Origin of the sequence: Anoxybacillus andreesenii, assembly GCF_030813005.1 — a bacterium.
GTDB classification, from domain to species: domain Bacteria; phylum Bacillota; class Bacilli; order Bacillales; family Cytobacillaceae; genus Robertmurraya; species Robertmurraya andreesenii.
Genome location: NZ_JAUSTU010000001.1, coordinates 162,983 through 181,456, shown reverse-complemented (window position 1 = coordinate 181,456; position 18,474 = coordinate 162,983). Strand labels below are relative to the sequence as shown.

Annotated in this window: 15 protein-coding genes; 1 reads left to right on the top strand and 14 read right to left on the bottom strand. The window is 41.1% G+C overall.

Annotation, left to right across the window (positions count from 1 at the left end):
* Nucleotides 1-59: 59 nt before the first annotated feature.
* The 8 genes from clpB to argC form a co-directional block, all read right to left on the bottom strand.
* Entirely contained in the window at nucleotides 60-2,642 is a 2,583-nt protein-coding gene (gene clpB / locus J2S07_RS00880; protein ID WP_307148504.1) for an ATP-dependent chaperone ClpB, read from the bottom strand.
* A gap of 190 nt (nucleotides 2,643-2,832) precedes the next feature.
* Nucleotides 2,833-3,033: a YjzC family protein gene (locus tag J2S07_RS00875; RefSeq protein WP_307148503.1), complete on the bottom strand. Its 201-nt coding sequence runs from the start codon at nucleotides 3,031-3,033 to the stop codon at nucleotides 2,833-2,835.
* Nucleotides 3,034-3,158: 125 nt separating this feature from the next.
* Nucleotides 3,159-4,118, bottom strand: coding sequence for an ornithine carbamoyltransferase (argF, locus tag J2S07_RS00870; RefSeq protein WP_307148502.1), 960 nt, complete (start codon nucleotides 4,116-4,118; stop codon nucleotides 3,159-3,161).
* On the bottom strand, nucleotides 4,115-7,204 hold the full coding sequence (gene carB, locus J2S07_RS00865; RefSeq protein ID WP_307148501.1) for a carbamoyl-phosphate synthase (glutamine-hydrolyzing) large subunit: 3,090 nt from the start codon (nucleotides 7,202-7,204) through the stop codon (nucleotides 4,115-4,117). The genes argF and carB overlap by 4 nt, the downstream gene beginning before the upstream one ends.
* Before the next feature lie 81 nt (nucleotides 7,205-7,285).
* Nucleotides 7,286-8,443: an acetylornithine transaminase gene (argD, locus tag J2S07_RS00860; RefSeq protein WP_307148500.1), complete on the bottom strand. Its 1,158-nt coding sequence runs from the start codon at nucleotides 8,441-8,443 to the stop codon at nucleotides 7,286-7,288.
* Nucleotides 8,440-9,213, bottom strand: a complete 774-nt coding sequence (argB, locus tag J2S07_RS00855) for an acetylglutamate kinase (protein ID WP_307148499.1) — start codon at nucleotides 9,211-9,213, stop codon at nucleotides 8,440-8,442. The genes argD and argB overlap by 4 nt, the downstream gene beginning before the upstream one ends.
* Nucleotides 9,214-9,224: 11 nt before the next feature.
* Nucleotides 9,225-10,457: a bifunctional ornithine acetyltransferase/N-acetylglutamate synthase gene (argJ, locus tag J2S07_RS00850; RefSeq protein WP_307148498.1), complete on the bottom strand. Its 1,233-nt coding sequence runs from the start codon at nucleotides 10,455-10,457 to the stop codon at nucleotides 9,225-9,227.
* 26 nt (nucleotides 10,458-10,483) lie between these two features.
* On the bottom strand, nucleotides 10,484-11,518 hold the full coding sequence (argC, locus tag J2S07_RS00845) for an N-acetyl-gamma-glutamyl-phosphate reductase (protein ID WP_307148497.1): 1,035 nt from the start codon (nucleotides 11,516-11,518) through the stop codon (nucleotides 10,484-10,486).
* A gap of 254 nt (nucleotides 11,519-11,772) precedes the next feature.
* Between argC and J2S07_RS00840 the strand changes: the two genes are divergently transcribed.
* Nucleotides 11,773-12,465 carry a Crp/Fnr family transcriptional regulator gene (locus tag J2S07_RS00840; protein WP_307148496.1) on the top strand — a complete coding sequence of 231 codons (693 nt, stop codon included), beginning with the start codon at nucleotides 11,773-11,775 and terminating at the stop codon, nucleotides 12,463-12,465.
* Nucleotides 12,466-12,502: 37 nt separating this feature from the next.
* Here J2S07_RS00840 and J2S07_RS00835 read toward each other — a convergent pair whose 3' ends face one another.
* The 6 genes from J2S07_RS00835 to moaA all read right to left on the bottom strand — a co-directional run bounded on the left by J2S07_RS00835 (nucleotide 12,503) and on the right by moaA (nucleotide 18,106).
* Nucleotides 12,503-13,219 (bottom strand): YwiC-like family protein, encoded by a 717-nt coding sequence (locus tag J2S07_RS00835; protein ID WP_307148495.1) that lies wholly within the window; start codon nucleotides 13,217-13,219, stop codon nucleotides 12,503-12,505.
* A 107-nt stretch (nucleotides 13,220-13,326) separates the two neighbouring features.
* Nucleotides 13,327-13,761: a respiratory nitrate reductase subunit gamma gene (locus J2S07_RS00830; RefSeq protein ID WP_307148494.1), complete on the bottom strand. Its 435-nt coding sequence runs from the start codon at nucleotides 13,759-13,761 to the stop codon at nucleotides 13,327-13,329.
* Between the two features lie 164 nt (nucleotides 13,762-13,925).
* On the bottom strand, nucleotides 13,926-14,447 hold the full coding sequence (mobB, locus tag J2S07_RS00825; protein WP_307148493.1) for a molybdopterin-guanine dinucleotide biosynthesis protein B: 522 nt from the start codon (nucleotides 14,445-14,447) through the stop codon (nucleotides 13,926-13,928).
* Complete coding sequence (locus tag J2S07_RS00820) at nucleotides 14,435-15,700, bottom strand: molybdopterin molybdotransferase MoeA (protein WP_307148492.1); 1,266 nt, start codon at nucleotides 15,698-15,700, stop codon at nucleotides 14,435-14,437. Before J2S07_RS00820 ends, mobB begins: the two co-directional genes overlap by 13 nt.
* Before the next feature lie 210 nt (nucleotides 15,701-15,910).
* Nucleotides 15,911-16,501 (bottom strand): methyl-accepting chemotaxis protein, encoded by a 591-nt coding sequence (locus tag J2S07_RS21880; protein WP_370872769.1) that lies wholly within the window; start codon nucleotides 16,499-16,501, stop codon nucleotides 15,911-15,913.
* A gap of 588 nt (nucleotides 16,502-17,089) precedes the next feature.
* Entirely contained in the window at nucleotides 17,090-18,106 is a 1,017-nt protein-coding gene (moaA, locus tag J2S07_RS00810) for a GTP 3',8-cyclase MoaA (RefSeq protein WP_307148490.1), read from the bottom strand.
* Nucleotides 18,107-18,474: the final 368 nt, after the last annotated feature.

Genomic DNA, 18,474 nt, shown 5'->3' with positions numbered 1-18,474 from the left:
TGGTGAAAAAAGTCATCCTATAAATAGCTAGGATGACTTTTTTTCGTTTCTGATCGGGTTTATTTGCTTCTAAGCTTGATTATATCGTCCTCTAAAATGATCTGAACAGAACTATTTTCACCAATTTTCCCTGCGATGATGTCTCTCGCAAGCATAGTTTCTACATGGCGTTGAATAAATCTCTTCAATGGTCTTGCACCATATACGGGATCGAACCCGTTTGTTGCAATATATTCCTTTGCTTCTTCTGTTATGCAAAGTTGAATTTGCTGTTCTCTCAATCTTGCCTGAAGTTCATTAATAAGCTTCATGACAATTCCCTTAATGTCATCAAGGGTTAACGGCTTGAACATGATGATTTCATCGACACGATTCAAAAATTCTGGTCGGAAGTGATTCCGAAGCTGGGCCATGACATTGTTCCTCACATCTTCTCCTTGTCCCTCTAATAAGAAATGGGAACCAATATTGGAGGTCATAATGATGACGGTGTTCTTGAAATCGACTATCCGCCCCTGCGAATCCGTTACTCTTCCATCATCAAGCATTTGCAGAAGGATGTTGAACACCTCTGGATGAGCCTTCTCAATTTCATCAAGCAAAATCACGGAATAGGGTTTTCTCCGTACAGCCTCCGTTAATTGTCCCCCTTCTTCATACCCAACATATCCAGGAGGGGCTCCGACAAGTCTTGAAACAGAGTGCTTTTCCATATATTCCGACATATCAATTCGAATCATTTGCTCTTCACTGTCAAACAGGGATTGGGAAAGTGCCTTAGCCAGTTCTGTTTTTCCCACTCCTGTTGGACCTAAGAAAATAAAGGAACCAATGGGACGGTTTGGATCTTTGATTCCTGCTCGGGCTCGAAGGACCGCATCAGCAACTAATTCGACCGCCTCGTCCTGACCGATGACTCTTTCTTGTAAAATGCTCTCCAGACGCAGAAGTTTCTCCCTTTCGCCTTCCACCAGCTTGGCAAGAGGGATGCCTGTCCATCTAGCGACGATATTGGCAATCTCCTCCTCTGTAACCTCTTCCCTCAGCAATCTTTCACCAGCCTGTTTGTTTACTTCGTCCTCTAATTCCCTCAGTTCTTTTTCAAGTGATGGGATTCTTCCATGGCGAAGCTCGGCCGCTTTGTTCAGATCATAGTTATTTTCGGCTTCCTCTAGCTCGCGACGAAGTTTCTCCAGCAGTTCACGCTTTTCCTGAACCTTATGAATACTTTCCTTTTCTGCCTGCCATTTCGCCTTCATCGTGTTCGCTTTATCGCGCATATCCGCTAGCTCTTTTTGCAGGGCTTCAAGCCTTGCTTTGCTTTGCTCATCCTCTTCCTTTTGAAGAGCGGCCTCTTCGATTTCCAGCTGCATGACACGTCGTGTTACTTCATCTAACTCCGTTGGCATCGAATCAATCTCCGTACGGATCATCGCACAAGCCTCATCAACAAGATCGATCGCTTTGTCAGGCAGGAAACGATCCGAAATATAACGATCTGACAGGACAGCTGCTGTGACCAGGGCTCGATCATGAATGTTAACCCCATGATGGATTTCAAACCTTTCCTTTAAACCGCGTAGGATGGAGATCGTATCTTCTACATTTGGCTCTTGAACAAGCACCTGTTGAAAGCGGCGTTCCAAAGCAGGATCCTTCTCGATATACTTGCGATGCTCATCAAGGGTCGTTGCCCCAATACAGTGGAGCTCTCCTCGTGCCAGCATGGGCTTTAGCATATTCCCTGCATCCATTGCTCCTTCCGTTTTTCCGGCACCAACTATGGTGTGAAGCTCATCAATAAAGAGCAGAATTTTCCCTTCGCTTTTCTTGATTTCGTTCAAGACTGCCTTTAGCCGTTCCTCAAATTCACCTCGGAACTTTGCTCCCGCAATGAGAGAGCTCATATCGAGGGAGAAAATTGTTTTATCCTTCAGCCCTTCAGGAACATCCCTTCTGACGATCCTTTGGGCGAGCCCTTCAACAATGGCTGTTTTCCCCACTCCTGGCTCACCAATTAAGACTGGATTATTCTTGGTCTTCCGGGAAAGGATGCGAATCACGTTGCGAATTTCTGCATCGCGGCCAATCACTGGGTCAAGCTTTCCCGCTCTTACCTCTGCTACTAAATCTCGTCCATATTTTTTCAAAGCATCATATGTTGCTTCCGGATTTTGAGACGTCACCCTCTGATTCCCCCTAATACTTTTAATTACCTGTAATAAGGCTTCGTAGCTGATTTGCCGTTGAGAGAGGATTTCTCCGATGCTAGACTGTCTGAATTTTGCAGCAGCTAGCAAGACATGCTCTACCGAAAGAAACTCGTCGTGAAAAAGCTTCATCTCACCTTCCGCCTCAACTAACAAACGCTGCAGCTGATTCGTAATATAGAGTCTTCCCTGCTCAGCACCGCTTCCTGTTACCCGTGGTTTTTTCTGCAACAATCGGTTCAGTTCTTCGAAAAAGCTCTTTGTAGAGAAATTTAATTGCCCCACAATCCTAGCAATGAGGCTATCCTCTTGCTCCATTAATGAGAGGAACAAGTGAACCTCATCGACCTCCTGGTGCTCATTCCTTGTTGCAATCGATTGAGCCTCCATAAAGGCTGTTTGAAGCCGCTCTGTCATTTTATTCAAATCCATGAGCTGTCTCCTCCTATTCTTGTTTGACCTTTTTTGACCTTTACTTTTATTATAGACTATTTTTCCCATATGTAAAGCCATCCTAGGGTTAGGATGGCTCAATAATACAGTGTATATTTTCGGTGTACTGTCCACCTCAGGCGGACAATTTTGCATAAATGTCCACGGGCGGTACCAGGTACCGATTTTTTTACGATCCTTTATTGGCGGCACGTGGTTTTGTTTTATATGTCCATTGTCGGTTATGGTTGGAGTTTTCGGGGAAACGGTCACCGGCTTTTAATTTGATCTTTTTGGGATTCATGACCCCGTCCCCTTCTTCGCCTATTTCCATATATATGCCATTATTCGGTGCCTTTTGTCCGGCCCGAAAACGATGCTGCTGACCCATTCATCTACACTCCTTTCTGTGTTGTATCATTAGTATTTCCAGTAAAGGAGCTTTCATGAATCGATCTAAGCCCTATGAATTACTTTAGGCTACATTCCAGAACCACAATCTGTGCGAAAACAGCCTTACTTTAAAATCTCAGCTAGTATTGCCTTTTGGACATGGAGACGGTTCCCAGCTTGTTGAAAGACATAGGAGTTTTTCCCATCAATCACATCTGATGTAACTTCTTCTCCTCTATGTGCGGGAAGGCAATGGAGAAATAGAAAATCAGCTTTCGCATTTTTTACTAACCCATCATTTACTTGAAATTCCTGAAAATCCTTCATCCTTTTCTCGTTTTCAGCTTCCTGTCCCATACTGGTCCAAACATCCGTATATATTACATCCGCCTCTGTAACGGCTTCCACGGGGTTGTTCATAATGGCGATCTCTGCCCCTGTCTCTTTTGCTATGCCCAACGCTAATTTTGTCACTTCTTCATTCGGTTCATAGCCCATTGGGGTTGCTACATTTAAGTGAAGCCCTGTTTTGGCAGCTGCAATCATAAGCGAATGGGTGACATTATTGCCGTCACCAACAAATGCCATTTTTATCCCTGCTAAACTTCCCTTCACTTCTTGAATCGTGAGTAGATCCGCTAAAGCTTGGCACGGATGGAATAAATCCGTTAATCCATTGATGACGGGGATCGAAGCATGCTCCGCCAATTCCATCACACGCTGATGAGAAAATGTTCTTATCATGATCGCATCAACATAATGGGAAAGCACCTTCGCTGTATCTGAGATCGGCTCTCCTCTTCCCAATTGCATGTCCTGACCATTTAAGTAAATGACCTGTCCGCCAAGCTGAAGCATCCCCGCTTCAAAGGAAACCCTTGTGCGAGTAGAGGGCTTTTCAAAGATGAGACCCAAAATCTTGCCCTTCAATAGATTGGTTTCTTCCCCGGATACATGCGCCTTCTTTAGCCCATGCGCCTTTTCCAATAATCCTTTAATAACATCTGGTGAAAAATCAGCTAATGTCAGAAAATCCTTTCCCTTTATATCAATAATTGACTCCTCTATTTGTGTGGTCATCATACCGTCGACACATCCTTTCTTAAAAGCAGTTGCCATTCCTCTATCGCTTTCACATCAAAATCCTTCACCTCTAATGCCTTGAAAAAGGCTTGCAGGCTTTCTTTTTCGGTAAAATTCAAAATTCTTTTCTTCGTCGCGTATTCTCTTAGCTCTTTATCCTTTTCTTCCTCAAATGGGTTGTAATAAGCAATCGTAGGATTAGCCAATACTTCCTCGTCCTCTCTACATACGACCTCAAAATGGCTATTTTTCAGTTCAAAATCAATCGGCTCTTTTAGGACAATCCTTCCAGAAGGCTTCACCCATTGATGGAAGCTTTTTCTTAACGCCTCTTCAACCGTACTGCCAATCGAAATTCCTTCTCCAGTCGACCGCATTTCAGCACTGATTTTTGAATCCAGTCCCTTTAATGCATAATTTGAAAATACTGGGTATTTCACGCAGACATAGGGAATAGGAAGCAAATTATTCCCATCGTCAACATTCGACAGCTTATATTTCCCGAGCAATATTTTTGTCGCAAGCTGCACAAGTGGGATGCCTGTTACTTTACTAACTATCGGAACGGTCCTACTAGCTCTTGGATTCACCTCTAAAATATATACCCCTTCATTTTTTACGATAAATTGGATGTTCATGAGTCCCTTATATTGAAGATGGCGGCATATTTTTTTCGCAAAATTGAGCATTTTATTTTGTATGGAAAGGGATAGGTTTTGAGCAGGTAGTAAGGAAATACTATCCCCTGAGTGCACTCCCGTCTTCTCCACATGTTCCATAATGGCAGGTGCAAGGATACCTTCCCCATCTGATACCAAGTCAAGTTCTGCTTCTGTCGCATGTAGAAATTCATCCACTAAAAAGGGGAAGCGACCGGAACCCTTAGCAATATATTGCTCGAGCTCTTTTTTACTTTTAATAATTTCCATCCCTTTTCCTCCGATGACAAAGGATGGCCTCAAAAGTACTGGAAAGCCAATTTTTTCAACAGCCTCGTGGAGCTCCTCGATATTTTTAACCATATCCCCTTTTAGATGGGGAATTTGAAGCTCTTCTAGTAATTGATAAAATAATTTTCGATCCTCTAAAACATTGATAGTATCAGCTTTTGTGCCTAGTATTTTAAGTCCTGCTTCCTCCAGTTGTATTGCTAAATTGATAGCCGTCTGCCCACCCAGCTGAATGATACATTCCTTTATCCCTTCTGCATCAGCGACATTCAGGATATCCTCAAGGGTGAGTGCCTCAAAGTAGAGCTTATCGGCAATGGCAAAGTCCGTACTAACCGTTTCGGGATTGTTATTCATCATAATCGTTTCAATCCCCATTTCCTTTAATGCAAAAACACCGTGTACAGAGCAATAATCAAATTCTATTCCTTGCCCCATTCGTATTGGTCCACTACCGATGATCAAAACCTTTTTCTTAGTCGTTATGACCTGTTCGTTTTGCCCACTATATGTTGAATAGAAGTAATTGGAGACTGTACTAGAGTTTGCAGTAAAAGTATCCACTGCTTGGTAGGCAGGGATAATGCCTAGGCTCTTTCTTTTAGCACGTATTTCCTTCTCTGTTGTCTGCCACTCAGCAGCTAAATATTCATCACTAAAGCCCTTTTGCTTAAAAAGCTGCAAGCTTTCTTTTGTCACGGTCTCAAGTGAGGAATTGGCAATCATTTTTTCTAGCTTAATAAGCTCTTGTAATGCTGACAAAAATACTAAGTCAATACTTGTTAAAGCATGGAGTTTTTCAATTCCTTCCCCTCTACGAAGAAGCTCGAGCATGATAAAGAGACGTTCATCATCTTGAGCTAAAAGCTTCTCAATCAATGTTTCCGTTGTGAAATGGGTAATCCCGGAAAGCTTTAAGTCTAATACTTCTATTTCCAATGAATGGATTGCTTTTAGCCAGGCACGTTCCAAGCATCGATCAATCCCCATGACTTCTCCTGTTGCTTTCATCTGTGTACCTAGCTTTCGTTCAATGGAAGGAAATTTATCAAAGGGCCACTTCGGCATTTTAACCACGACATAATCCAAAGCGGGCTCGATCTTTGCAAATGTTTCACCGGTTTTCTGATTAATAATTTCTTCTAATTTATAACCGACAGCTAGCTTTGCTGAGATGGTTGCGATTGGATATCCCGTTGCTTTTGATGCAAGTGCCGAAGAGCGACTAACCCTTGGATTCACCTCAATTAAATAGTAGCTTTTCGTTTTTGAATCCAAGGCAAATTGAATATTACAGCCCCCGATAATATTTAGGGCAGAAATAATCTTAATTGCTGCTGCTTTTAGCATCTCATATTCCTGGATGGTCAGCGTTTGCGAAGGTGCCACTACGATTGAATCTCCTGTGTGAATGCCGACAGGATCGATGTTTTCCATATCACAAATCGCTAAGCAGGTATTGGCTGAATCTCTCATCATTTCAAATTCAATTTCTTTTAAACCGGCAATGCTTTTCTCAATTAGGCATTGATGAATGGGACTTTCTTGGAGCCCTCCGTGAACTAACTGAATGAGCTCCAGCTTGTTTGTCGCAATGCCACCGCCCGTTCCTCCTAGCGTATAAGCCGGTCTCACGATGATAGGAAAATCAATTTTTTCAGCAAACGCCAGTGCTTCCTCAACGGAGTGAACAATTTCACTCTCGGGAATAGGTTCATTTAACGCCTTCATCAGCTCCCGAAATGCTTCTCGATCCTCGCCTTTCTTTATCGATTCAATGGAGCTTCCCAAAATCCTCACGCCATATTTGTTTAATATCCCTAATTCATTTAGCTGATAGGCGAGGTTTAATCCGGTTTGACCTGCAAAAGTTGCAAGAATTCCATCTGGGCGCTCCTTGGAAATGATCTTTTCGAGCACATCTACCGCAAGGGGTTCAAAGTAAATGCTATCTGCAAAATTTGAATCCGTCATAATCGTCGCTGGATTATTGTTCACGAGGATCACTTTATATCCTTCTTCTTTGAGAGCGATACAGGCTTGTGTACCTGCATAATCAAATTCCGCCGCCTGACCGATCACAATGGGACCAGAGCCAATAACTAGGACCGATTGTATCGTACTATCCTTAGGCATGAAGTGTCCCTCCTTTAATAAAATGTGTATATTTATTAATAATGATTTATTTTTATTCATAATTGAGCAAAAATGTGAGCCTTATACGGCCATTTTACTCATCTTTTCAATTGTTTTCTTCATGATCTCAATGCTTTTCTCCATTTCCTGAATGGTCACTGTTAAAGGTGGCAAAAGCCTTAAGACATTTTCCCCTGCTGGAAGTGCAAGAAGACCTTCCTTTCTCAACTCTGCTAATAGATTTTGAACGGGATAGCTGAATTCGATTCCGATCATTAAACCGAGGCCCCTCACTTCCTTGATCCCATCAAAATGACCTAATTGTTTTAAAAGCTGTGACATATAGAATTCACTTTTAATTAAGACCTCTTCAAGAAATCCCTGATCAAAAATATTTTCCATCGTTTCAATAGCAGCTGCGATACTAACCGGATTGCCGCCGAAGGTTGAACCATGGCTTCCGGGTCCAAAGTATTGCTTCAATCCAGCCCTTCCAATCATAGCTCCAATAGGTAAGCCGCTTCCCAGCCCTTTGGCTGATGTGACGATATCAGGCTGCAGATCAAAATGCTGGAAGGCAAAGGGTTTTCCCGTTCTTCCAATCCCGGTTTGAATTTCATCAATCATGAAGAGTGCTCCCCACTTTTTGCAAAGCCTTTCTACTCCTTTTAGGAACTCAATGTTACCAGCATGCACTCCGCCCTCTCCTTGCACAATCTCAAGCATAACAGCGGCCACGTCTTCACCCATCTGACCTTCTAAGCTTTCTAAGTTATTGAATGGAACATATACAAACTTTTCAAGCATTGGACCAAAACCCTGTTTTATTTTTTCTTGACCAGTAGCAGCCATTGTCGCAAAGGTTCGACCATGGAAGGATTGTTCGAATGTAATGATTTTCTCCTTCCCTGTTGCCTTCCTCGCCAGCTTGATCGCACCTTCATTTGCCTCGGCCCCACTATTGGCAAAGAATACAGCATCGAGTCCAGCTGCCTTGGCAAGCATTTCCGCCGCTTTTTCCTGCTGCCCCATTGTAAATAGGTTGGAAACATGCCAAAATTGATCCAATTGCTTTTTTACCGCTTCTAGCACCATTTTAGGCTTATGACCTAGATTGCACACACCAATTCCTGAGGTAAAATCTAAATATTTTTTCCCATTAACATCTGTTAAATAGCTTCCTTCTGCAGACGCAGGCTCTACATCCCAGCGGGCATATGTCGGAAATAAATAAGTCATTCGACGATTCTCTCCCTTCCGATAATTTTCGTTCCAAGCCATAATTGATTTTCGTAAAAGCCTTTTTTTCCCGCGACAATTCTTACTCCTTCAATTCCTTTTTCGAGAGCTGTGATTGCTGAAACAACCTTTGGAACCATGCCCCCGTAAATTTGACCATGGTTAATATAACTTTCTATTTCTGTCACCGAAATAGACTTTTTTACAGAACCATTAATCATGATCCCTTCAACATCAGTAACAAATAAACACTGATCCACCTTTAAGGCCCGTGCGATGGCTGCTGCTGCATAATCCGCATTAACATTCAGCTTCGCTCCATCCTCTGCCAAAGCAATTGGAGTAATGACCGGAATCAAATCCCTTTTCAAGATCAGCTCCAAAAATTCACTGTTGACCGAAGTAACATCCCCGACATAACCTAGCTGGTCTTTATCAATATAGCTTCCCTTTAAGAGGTCCGCATCGCTGCCGTTTAGTCCGATGGCTTTGAGCCCGTGTTCAGTCAGCTTTTCCACCAGCTTACGATTTGTCTGTCCAGAAAGAACTGTTTCCACAACCTTTAATGTTGCTTTACTTGTCTTTCTTAAGCCATTAACAAATTCAGGCTCTACGTTGAGCAGTTTCAGCATTTGATTAATATCTGGTCCTCCGCCATGAACGATGATGATTTTATACCCCTGATGCCTTAATTCATGAAGGCTCGAAAAAAAATCCTTAGACAATTCCTCAATCGTACTTCCACCACATTTTATAAGGACCGTTTTCATCGCATTCTCTCCTATGTTCGATAGCTTGCGTTAATTTTGACATAATCATATGATAAATCGCAGCCCCATGCCTTCCCCATACCTTCTCCAAGATGAAGATCGACATGGATCTTGATGAAGTCTTGCTGTAAATAGGCAGTTGCTTCCTCTTCAGAAAAGACAGACGGATTGCTGTTTTCTAGCATCTTGATTGGACCAATCGAGATACTCACCTTAGCCGGGTCTACTTTTGCTTCGGCCTTTCCAATTGCACTAATGATTCTTCCCCAATTGGCATCCGCTCCGTAGATGGCTGTTTTGACTAAATTGGAGCCAACAATTTGCTTTGCCACCCCTCGAGCATCCTCCTCGCTCACTGCACCCACGACCTCGACCTCGACAAGCTTTGTTGCTCCTTCCCCATCCTTGGCGATTTGCTTTGCTAAGCTTTCACATGTATGAGAAAGTAGCTGAAGAAAGGTTTCCCATTCGGGATGGTCTGGTGTTAACGATGAATGCTCCGCTAAACCATTTGCCATCACAAGCACCATGTCATTTGTCGATGTATCTCCATCAACCGTAATTTGGTTAAAGGTATGATTCGTTACTTCTCTTAATGCTTGCTGCAGAAATTCCGGGGCAATATTCGCATCCGTCGTGATAAAGCCTAGCATCGTCGCCATATTGGGATGAATCATACCAGAGCCTTTGGCTGCTCCGCCCATTTTCACGATTTCCCCATCAATACGAGCTTGAAAACCACATTTCTTCATACAGGTATCCGTCGTTAGGATCGCTGTTTGGAAATCCTTCGCATCCTCATCAAGTACACCAAGCTCCAATTGGGTAATTCCTTGGCGGATCTTATCCATTTTCATAAAATCCCCAATCACACCTGTGGAAGCCACTGCAACTAGCTCTGGTTGAACATCTATTTTTCGAGCCGCTATTTCTCTCATTTCATAAGCATCTAATAGCCCTCTTTCGCCCGTACATGCATTTGCGCAAGCGCTATTCACTACCACTGCCCTTAATTGTCCGGTCGTACTCAAGCTTTCTTTTGTAACGAGTATCGGCGCAGCCTGGAAATGATTCAAAGTATAGACGGCGGCACTATTAGCTGGAACTTCGCTCACAATCATCCCTACATCCTTTTTGGAATAGCGAAGACCCGCATGAATTCCACCTGCCTTAAATCCCTTAGGAGAAAGGATGCTACCATTCTCTAATTCTTGTATTTTTGAAGCTTTCGTTAGTGTTCCCACTCATTTTCCTCCTTGTACATGACTTTTCACGGATAAAGCGGCATAAAATCCAGACCTGAAGTTTGGTCTAACCCGTATAAAATATTGGCATTCTGAACCGCTTGACCCGCGGCCCCTTTCATTAAATTGTCGATCACGGATACGATTGTGACTCTTCCCGTTCTTTCATCCACATGAAGGCCGATGTCACAATAGTTTGAACCAGCAACCTCTTTAACCGCTGGAAAATTTCCTAGAGGACGAATTCGAATGAATGGATGCTTGTTATATGTCTCCCGATAGAGCTCTAGAAGTTGCTCTGTTGACCAGTTGGTCTTTAGTCTCGCATATATTGTTGTCATGATTCCTCGAGTTATCGGTAGAAGATGGGTGCTAAAAGTGATTGGCTTTGTATGCTTATTCCAGCTCCGCAGCTGCTGTTCAATCTCAGGGGTATGCTGATGCTCATTAACCTTATAGATTTTAAAATTTTCATTCACCTCGGCGTACAAGGACCCTTTTGTCAATGATTTTCCTGCTCCAGAGGTTCCCGATTTGCCATCAATAATAATCGTATCAGGCTCAATCAACTCTTCCTTTGCAACGGGTCCCAGACCTAATAATGCAGCTGTTGCATAGCATCCAGGATTTGCAATGAGTGATGCAGACTCTATATCATGTTCGTTCCATTCACTGAGACCATAGACAGCCTGATCGACAACGACGTCTTCAGCTGGCTCTAATTTGTACCATTGTGAATAATCCAATGAATTTTGCAGGCGATGATCACCTGAAAGATCAATGATCTTTACATCTTTATTCGCCAGTTCCTTCACTAGCTTACGAGAAACACCTGAAGGAGTAGCAAGGAATACAAGGTCACTTTCCTCACCTATTTGGTCAAAATCGATCACCTGAATCCTTTCATTTAGAATCCCGTATAAATGTGGATATTCCTCCCATATCGGGATTTCACCCCTTGTAGAATGAATAGAATGTATTTGAAATACAGGATGCTGATTCAGGATGCGAAGCAACTCAACTCCCCCATATCCTGTCGTCCCAATTATGGATACCTTCATCTCCCTCTCCATCCTTTTATATTGATGTATAAATAACCAACAGAAGTTATTTTTATAAATTTATATGGTTTTCATTATATGAATTTACATCGTAAAAATCAATAGTTGTTTTCAAAAAAGTCAAAAAAATGAAACCTGAAAAAATGATTTCCAGCCTATCGCTTTCGAATTTTGTCTTATTTTGTTGACTATCTATTCAATTATTCCTAAACTGATATTAGGGCAGGTATTGTCTCATAAAAGGTGGTTATAGCATGCAAGCTTTCACAGACATTTCAACTGAACTCCAATCACTATTAGAAACAGTACATCACATTCGCAAGATCCAAAAAGGTTCTTTTCTTTTTCAGGAAGGAACGAAAGCGAATGAGTTATATATTATAATCAGTGGAAAAATTCAAATGAGCAAAATGATTCCTGACGGTCGTGAGCTTACCCTAAGGATGGCTTCTGAAGGAGATTTGATTGGTGAGCTTTCTCTCTACTGCTCCGCTCAAAACCATATGCAGAATGCCAAAGTCATTGAGAGCGGGGAAGTCGCAGTTATTTTTAAAAATGAATTGGAAAAAAGACTAGGCGATGATCATGGGATGGCTATAGAGTTCATGAAATGGATGAGCAATGAGCATCGCAAGACACAAACAAAGTTTCGTGACCTTGTCCTGCACGGGAAGAAGGGAGCTTTGTACTCGACTTTAATTCGACTCTCCAACAGCTATGGTGTAGCCGCTGATAATGGGATTGTTATTGATACTCCCTTAACTAATCAAGAGTTGGCTAACTTCTGTGGGACATCACGGGAGGTAGTGAACCGTTTGTTAAGTGAATTGAGAAGAAATGAAATCATTAGCATCGATAAAGGAATTATTACCATACATGATTTAGATTATTTGAAGGTAGAAATCGATTGTGAAAACTGTCCAATTGAGATTTGTAATATAGAATAGTAAAAACTCGGGATTTCATTTCCCGAGTTTTTTCTTTTTAAACAATCGCAAATATCATGATAATAAAGAAGATGGCTGAATTCACGATTTCCATAATCCCAATTTTCATTATTGGCAAAGGCTTACCATAATAATAGATAGCTCTTATTAAACTAGGGACAAAAGCAATGGCCACCACCCAATTTCCCATGACCAAAAACAAAATCGGAACAAGCAGATGGTAAATCCAAGAAATCCACTTGTAGACCTTATTCTTCTTTTCTCTAATCATTGTCTTCACATAAAAGGTGGCACCGATGAAAAACAATGCAGAAGCAAAAAAGCCGAGAATCATTTCCGAATTGATGGTTCCGTTCGGTAAATAGCCACTAGCCGCTCCAGCAATACAAAAAGCGAAAATCGCGCTAAAATCATTCAATACAGCTCGATCATTTTTTTGACTAGAAAAATAAGCATTAATTGCAAAAAAAGGAATCATTGCTAAACCAAAGATGATGATGCTCGGTCTTGTCCATAACGGAATCATCAGTAGAACAAGAGCTGGTATGAAATAGATTAATGTCCATTTGCGATAGAAAGGGATTTTTTTCCCTTTAAAAAGAAACAGCATAGGATAGGTCGATAAGTATAATAGCAGCCAACCGATAAAAAAGGGAATATGCTGCCACATAAAATGTGAGGCAGCAACTCCTAACCAAAATGGGATAATTAACATGGCCCATGCCCCGTGCTGCTTCGGCAAGAATAATTTCATAAAAAAATCACTCCTCTTTCTTCCTCCCTCTACTATAGCGGAATAGGAAAATCAAAAGGAGTGAAAGGCATCACACTTGTTATATTTGTCACAGTATTTCCATATTATTAGTTCATATTTGTGGAATCATTGGACCATTTTTCCTTAGAAAAAAAACCTGGTATCCATAAATAGCGGATATATTTTGAAAAAGGCAAGATAAATAAAAACGTTAACAACAGGATGAAATGTGTACGAGAAAGAAGGGATATATCTTCAATCAATGCTGTATCTGGTTCCAAGTGCATCAAGCTTTTTACCCAATGATATAACTTTTCCGGGTCGTCTGATATTCGGTTAAACAACACTACACCAATCCCGGTTAAAAAGCTTAAGAGCATTAGGGCGATTGTCGTTCTATTCAAGAATTTATCAAATCTTTGAATGGAACGAACCTCCTCTTGCTCTAATCGTGGGTGAACCTGCCAGATTAGTCCCATCCCTAGTACCGCAATGACGGCATAAGGATAAACGAGCCAAAGCATCATTTGAAGCAACCCCATCTTTCTCTCTCCCCCCATCTCTATGTATAAACATGAATCCCCTTACAAACATATTAATGGGGAGGATGGGTGGACACAGTGATAAAAGTTACACTTTTGACAAATTTTTTAACATTTTTCGACTTTTTTTTGAACAACTCACAAAAAGGATTGAAAATCCCTTATCATTCTGTTAATTCCTGCAAAAATTCTATTAACCACTGTACACCTTTTTCATCATTGATTGAAAATGCTGGGTATGGAAGCTTTGAATTCACTTCTATCTCTTGCCAATAGAAGACCACTTTAATGTTCTCCAGCTTCTCAAGCAATTCAAGGTCTTCTTGTCTCCGAATGATAACAGCCTTTGGATAGGGCTCTTTTTTATGGCCTTCAATCAGGATCACATCAGGATTGAAAAAAGAAAGAAGCTTCATTTTTTCTTCTAGTGTCCAAACTATTTTTTCAGATTGAAGGATTAGATGGCCTTCCCCTTCAACAATAGAAGCAACAGCCCCTGCCTTCAAATGCTGGTAGGAATCCTTTTCCTCGTAAAAAAAAGGCTTCCCACCATGTCCATGATGCTTAATCGTAGCTGTTGTTATATGCTGATTCTCTAATTCACTAACCAACTTTTTGATAAAGCTTGTTTTGCCGCTATCTTGATACCCTACAATTTGAAAAATGACAGGGCTCACCAAGGCCATTCACTGCCCTCATGATCCTCTAAGAGAAGTACCTCAACTTCATCTCCTGCTTTAAATCCGCGAGTTCCTCCTGGTAGAATCGCTAGGGAATTGGCTCCGGCCAAACTCATCACAATGTTAGACTTATCTAGTCCACTTGGAGCAACGACAATTTTGCCATTGGAAAAGGATAGGCTGCTGCGAACAAAACGAGTAAATGGATTTGCCTTCGGAAAGTCCACAGTAAGAACGGCTTGTTCCTTCCTTAAATGAGGCTTTGGTGAAAATAGCATTTTTCGAATGACAGGTCGTGCAAAAAGCTCAAACCCTACATAGCAAGCGGACGGATTACCAGATAGTCCGAACAAGATTTTGCCATTGTAATGGGCAACCGTTGTGACACTTCCCGGACGCATGCTGACTTTATTGAATAACACTTCTGCCCCAAGCTTTGCATAAATCTCTGGTAAATAATCAAAGTCACCAACGGAGACTCCACCAGTTGTAATGAGCATATCAACTTTTTCAATGGCCGCCTTCACCGCTTCAAAGCAAGTATCAAAATCATCAGGTAAGGTGCCAAAATACTCGACCTCAGCTCCAACCCTCTCGGTTTGTGCACTAATCATATAAGAATTGCTGTTTCTGATTTTTCCTGGCTCTAACGGTTCATCAACACCTAGTAGCTCCGTACCCGTTGCAAATAATCCTACCCTTGGCTTTTTTGCAACAGGAACCTTTGCATAGCCAAATGTAGCAAGCATCGCTTGGATCCCTGGGTTAATTTTCGTACCCTTATTTACAAGGACTTCACCTTTTTTGGCATCCTCCCCGCGACGTGAAACATTATCCCCTGGTTTATGCATTCTTTTGGTAGACATAAAAGTCTTACCATCCCGTTCAAAATCTTGGGCAAGCTCAAGCATAACAACGGCATCACAATTCTCTGGCATTTGTGCACCCGTCATAATTCGAACGGCCTGAAATGGACCAACTGTTTTGTTGGAAACCGCTCCTGCACCAATATGATCAATGACTTCAAATTCGATTGGATTGTCACGATTAGCAAGTGCCGTATCAATGGATCGGACTGCAAAGCCATCATAGGGAGCCCGATCGAAGTGAGGGACATCCTCTGTTGCAAGTAAATCCTCAGACAAGAACCGTCCATTGCTTTCATTTATCGAAATGTACTCCGTTTTTCCATTTACTTCATTTGCCATGATTCGAGAAACTGCTTCACCGATTGGAATTGGTTTCCTAAATTCAAACATTACGATCACTCCATCTATACAATAGTAGGCTAGGGTTTATTATCTATATTCACCGTATTTACTAAGTATAAGCCTATCTAATATTGTCCTACATGACAAATATCACAATTCTATTCAACTTCTTGAACAATTCATTAACAATCTTTCCTTTTCTCTTACGAGTATCTTTATCCTTTTTATACAAAAGCAACCCTGTTGGAGAAAAGAGCATTACACATAAGCATTGCTCTTTAGGTGGTTGACACCTCTATCTAGCTTCTCGTCCACGACCTGTGCATCCTCTATATGCTGCATAATCAAATCATTCACCTGGGCAAAAATATCCTTCGTTAAATTCATTTCCTCCAGTGAACTCTCACAATAATTATTTTGATTTTGAATGATGTTTTGAGCGTCCTTAACCTTGTTCGAAACATTCTCAATAATGCTGCTTACCTCGCTGATCTTGATCGTTGTCTTTTCACTCAAATTCACACCAGTATTAACTAAATCAAAACATTCCTTTGTATTGGCAACCGCTTTTTCAATATCACCTTGAAAGCTCTTCGTTAATTCCATAATATTATGGGAGCTTGTTGCCGTCTCTTCCGCTAATTTTCGGACTTCCTCAGCTACTACGGAAAATCCTTTTCCATATTCTCCAGCTCTCGCCGCTTCTATCGAGGCATTTAAGGCTAAAAGGTTCGTTTGCTCGGCAATCCCTTTAATTAGGAAGACGATATCATCGATTTCCCTTGATCGGTCACCGACCGTCATAATCGAGTCCATATTGGTCTTAATTTCTGTGCCTAAGTCCCGCATAAGAGCTTCTAAATTCTTGACTGTCTCTTGTCCTTCTACTCCCTTTTCCTTCAAAATATTCGCAGATTCATGCAGCGCTTCGCCAGTTTCATTTAATAGGTTGGCGCATTGATTAGATTGATGGATTAAGTCGCTGGCGATTTCAAAATGTCCTTTGATTTTTTCAACCAATCCCCCAAGCAATCCATGCTGCTCATTTACAGCTTCATGCTGTTTAATCGTTGTAAGCAGTTCCTCCTGGAAATCATTCATAAATCGAGTCAAGTCCTGCTCTCGATGGTTCATTTCTTTCTTTATCTTATCTAGCTCCCCTGTGAGAGCTCTATTTTCCTCTAATAGCTTTTCTACCATTTTGTTCTTAAACATATGCCATCTCCCATTCTTTTCCTCGAATATATCAAGCCTATTTTCTATTATACGTGAGTGAAGTCACAGTTTCTTTTCCTTTTTTCTATTAAATTGTGAAACTTTTTAACAAAGAATGGGCTTTTCATAGAGAATTTGATGGACAAAAAAAAACTCTCTCACTCGCTTTTTTCAAAGCCATGAGAGAGATTTCTTTCCACTTCTAATTGATGGAGAAAGGCCTTACCCGCCAATATAGGACATTTCAATTTTCTTACGATTGGCAACCGTTTCAGCCGTTCTTTCATCTGAATAGCGATCTTTTCTGCCGCCCCAAATTTCACAAATCCGATCAGCAATTTGTTGATCGCTCACGCCTGTTCGCATGAAATCTCGGATGTCATGCCCATTTCCATTAAACAGGCATGTGTAAATTTTTCCATCTGCTGACAACCTTGAACGCGTACAACTAGAACAGAAGGATTCTGACACTGAAGTGATAAAGCCGACATCAATATTCGTACCTTTATAGCGATATCGCTTGGCAACCTCACCAAAATAATCGGGATCAACAGGCTCTAAATCATAGTGTTCACTTAATCGAGTATAAATTTCTTTTTTCGTGACGACATCATCCATTTTCCAGCCGTTTGAGCTTCCAACATCCATATATTCAATATAACGTAGCTGTAAGCCATTTTCCTTACAATATTCAGCCATCGGGATAATCTCTGTATCGTTTAAGCCCTTCTTAACAACCATATTGATTTTTACTCCTAGACCTGCCTCCTGTGCAGCTTTAATCCCTTTAAGGACAGGACCAACACCTACATTTCGCCCATTAATTTGGCCGAATAATTCATCCTTCAAGCTGTCAAGACTAACATTGACCCGTTTAAGGCCTGCCTTCTTTAAGTCTCTTGCATATTTCGGAAGCAAAACACCATTCGTCGTCAAACCGATATCCTTTAATTGATCAATTTGTGAAAGCAATTCCACAAGGTATGGGAGATCCTTCCTTAATAATGGCTCTCCTCCTGTTAGCCGAATTTTTTCGACACCGAGCTCGACAAAAATTTTCGCAACCCTTTCAATTTCCTCATAGGATAACAATTCACTTTTGGGTAAAAAAGCGAAATCAGGGCCATATATTTCAGCTGGCATACAGTATTGACAGCGAAAATTACATCGATCAATGACAGAAATTCGCAAATCGCGAAGTGGGCGATTTAATTTATCTTTAACAAATATTTTTCCCATCTATTTCAACTCCAATTATAGAGTATTCTTATTAGTATATTAGCAACACAAGAAATCGATTACTGTTAACTATCTCACTTAATGAAAATTTATCCTTCCCTCTTATCCGTTGGTTTGGAGGGATATTTGAAAAAAGAGTCTATTGCTATTACATCATAAATCCCATGACAACAGTTACAAAATGAAGTAATTGTCATGAACTTGTCACGTTCTTGTTATTAATTACTATTTTAACACGTTCTATTGATTTAGTATATATTATTCAGAATATTCAATCCATTATTTTTTGTCCGTTTTCCTTATTTAAAACATGAACATATTGTTAAATGATACCCAAAGTTATTGACAGCATTACTTCAATCATGCAT

Excerpts from the sequence above, each read along its gene's own strand:
- clpB (WP_307148504.1), bottom strand. The coding sequence starts at position 2,642 with ATGGATTTGAATAAAATGACAGAGCGGCTTCAAACAGCCTTTATGGAG.
- J2S07_RS00875 (WP_307148503.1), bottom strand. The coding sequence starts at position 3,033 with ATGGGTCAGCAGCATCGTTTTCGGGCCGGACAAAAGGCACCGAATAAT.
- argF (WP_307148502.1), bottom strand. The coding sequence starts at position 4,118 with ATGATGACCACACAAATAGAGGAGTCAATTATTGATATAAAGGGAAAG.
- carB (WP_307148501.1), bottom strand. The coding sequence starts at position 7,204 with ATGCCTAAGGATAGTACGATACAATCGGTCCTAGTTATTGGCTCTGGT.
- argD (WP_307148500.1), bottom strand. The coding sequence starts at position 8,443 with ATGACTTATTTATTTCCGACATATGCCCGCTGGGATGTAGAGCCTGCG.
- argB (WP_307148499.1), bottom strand. The coding sequence starts at position 9,213 with ATGAAAACGGTCCTTATAAAATGTGGTGGAAGTACGATTGAGGAATTG.
- argC (WP_307148497.1), bottom strand. The coding sequence starts at position 11,518 with ATGAAGGTATCCATAATTGGGACGACAGGATATGGGGGAGTTGAGTTG.
- J2S07_RS00840 (WP_307148496.1), top strand. The coding sequence starts at position 11,773 with ATGCAAGCTTTCACAGACATTTCAACTGAACTCCAATCACTATTAGAA.
- J2S07_RS00835 (WP_307148495.1), bottom strand. The coding sequence starts at position 13,219 with ATGAAATTATTCTTGCCGAAGCAGCACGGGGCATGGGCCATGTTAATT.
- J2S07_RS00830 (WP_307148494.1), bottom strand. The coding sequence starts at position 13,761 with ATGGGGTTGCTTCAAATGATGCTTTGGCTCGTTTATCCTTATGCCGTC.
- mobB (WP_307148493.1), bottom strand. The coding sequence starts at position 14,447 with ATGGCCTTGGTGAGCCCTGTCATTTTTCAAATTGTAGGGTATCAAGAT.
- J2S07_RS00820 (WP_307148492.1), bottom strand. The coding sequence starts at position 15,700 with ATGTTTGAATTTAGGAAACCAATTCCAATCGGTGAAGCAGTTTCTCGA.
- J2S07_RS21880 (WP_370872769.1), bottom strand. The coding sequence starts at position 16,501 with ATGCGGGACTTAGGCACAGAAATTAAGACCAATATGGACTCGATTATG.
- moaA (WP_307148490.1), bottom strand. The coding sequence starts at position 18,106 with ATGGGAAAAATATTTGTTAAAGATAAATTAAATCGCCCACTTCGCGAT.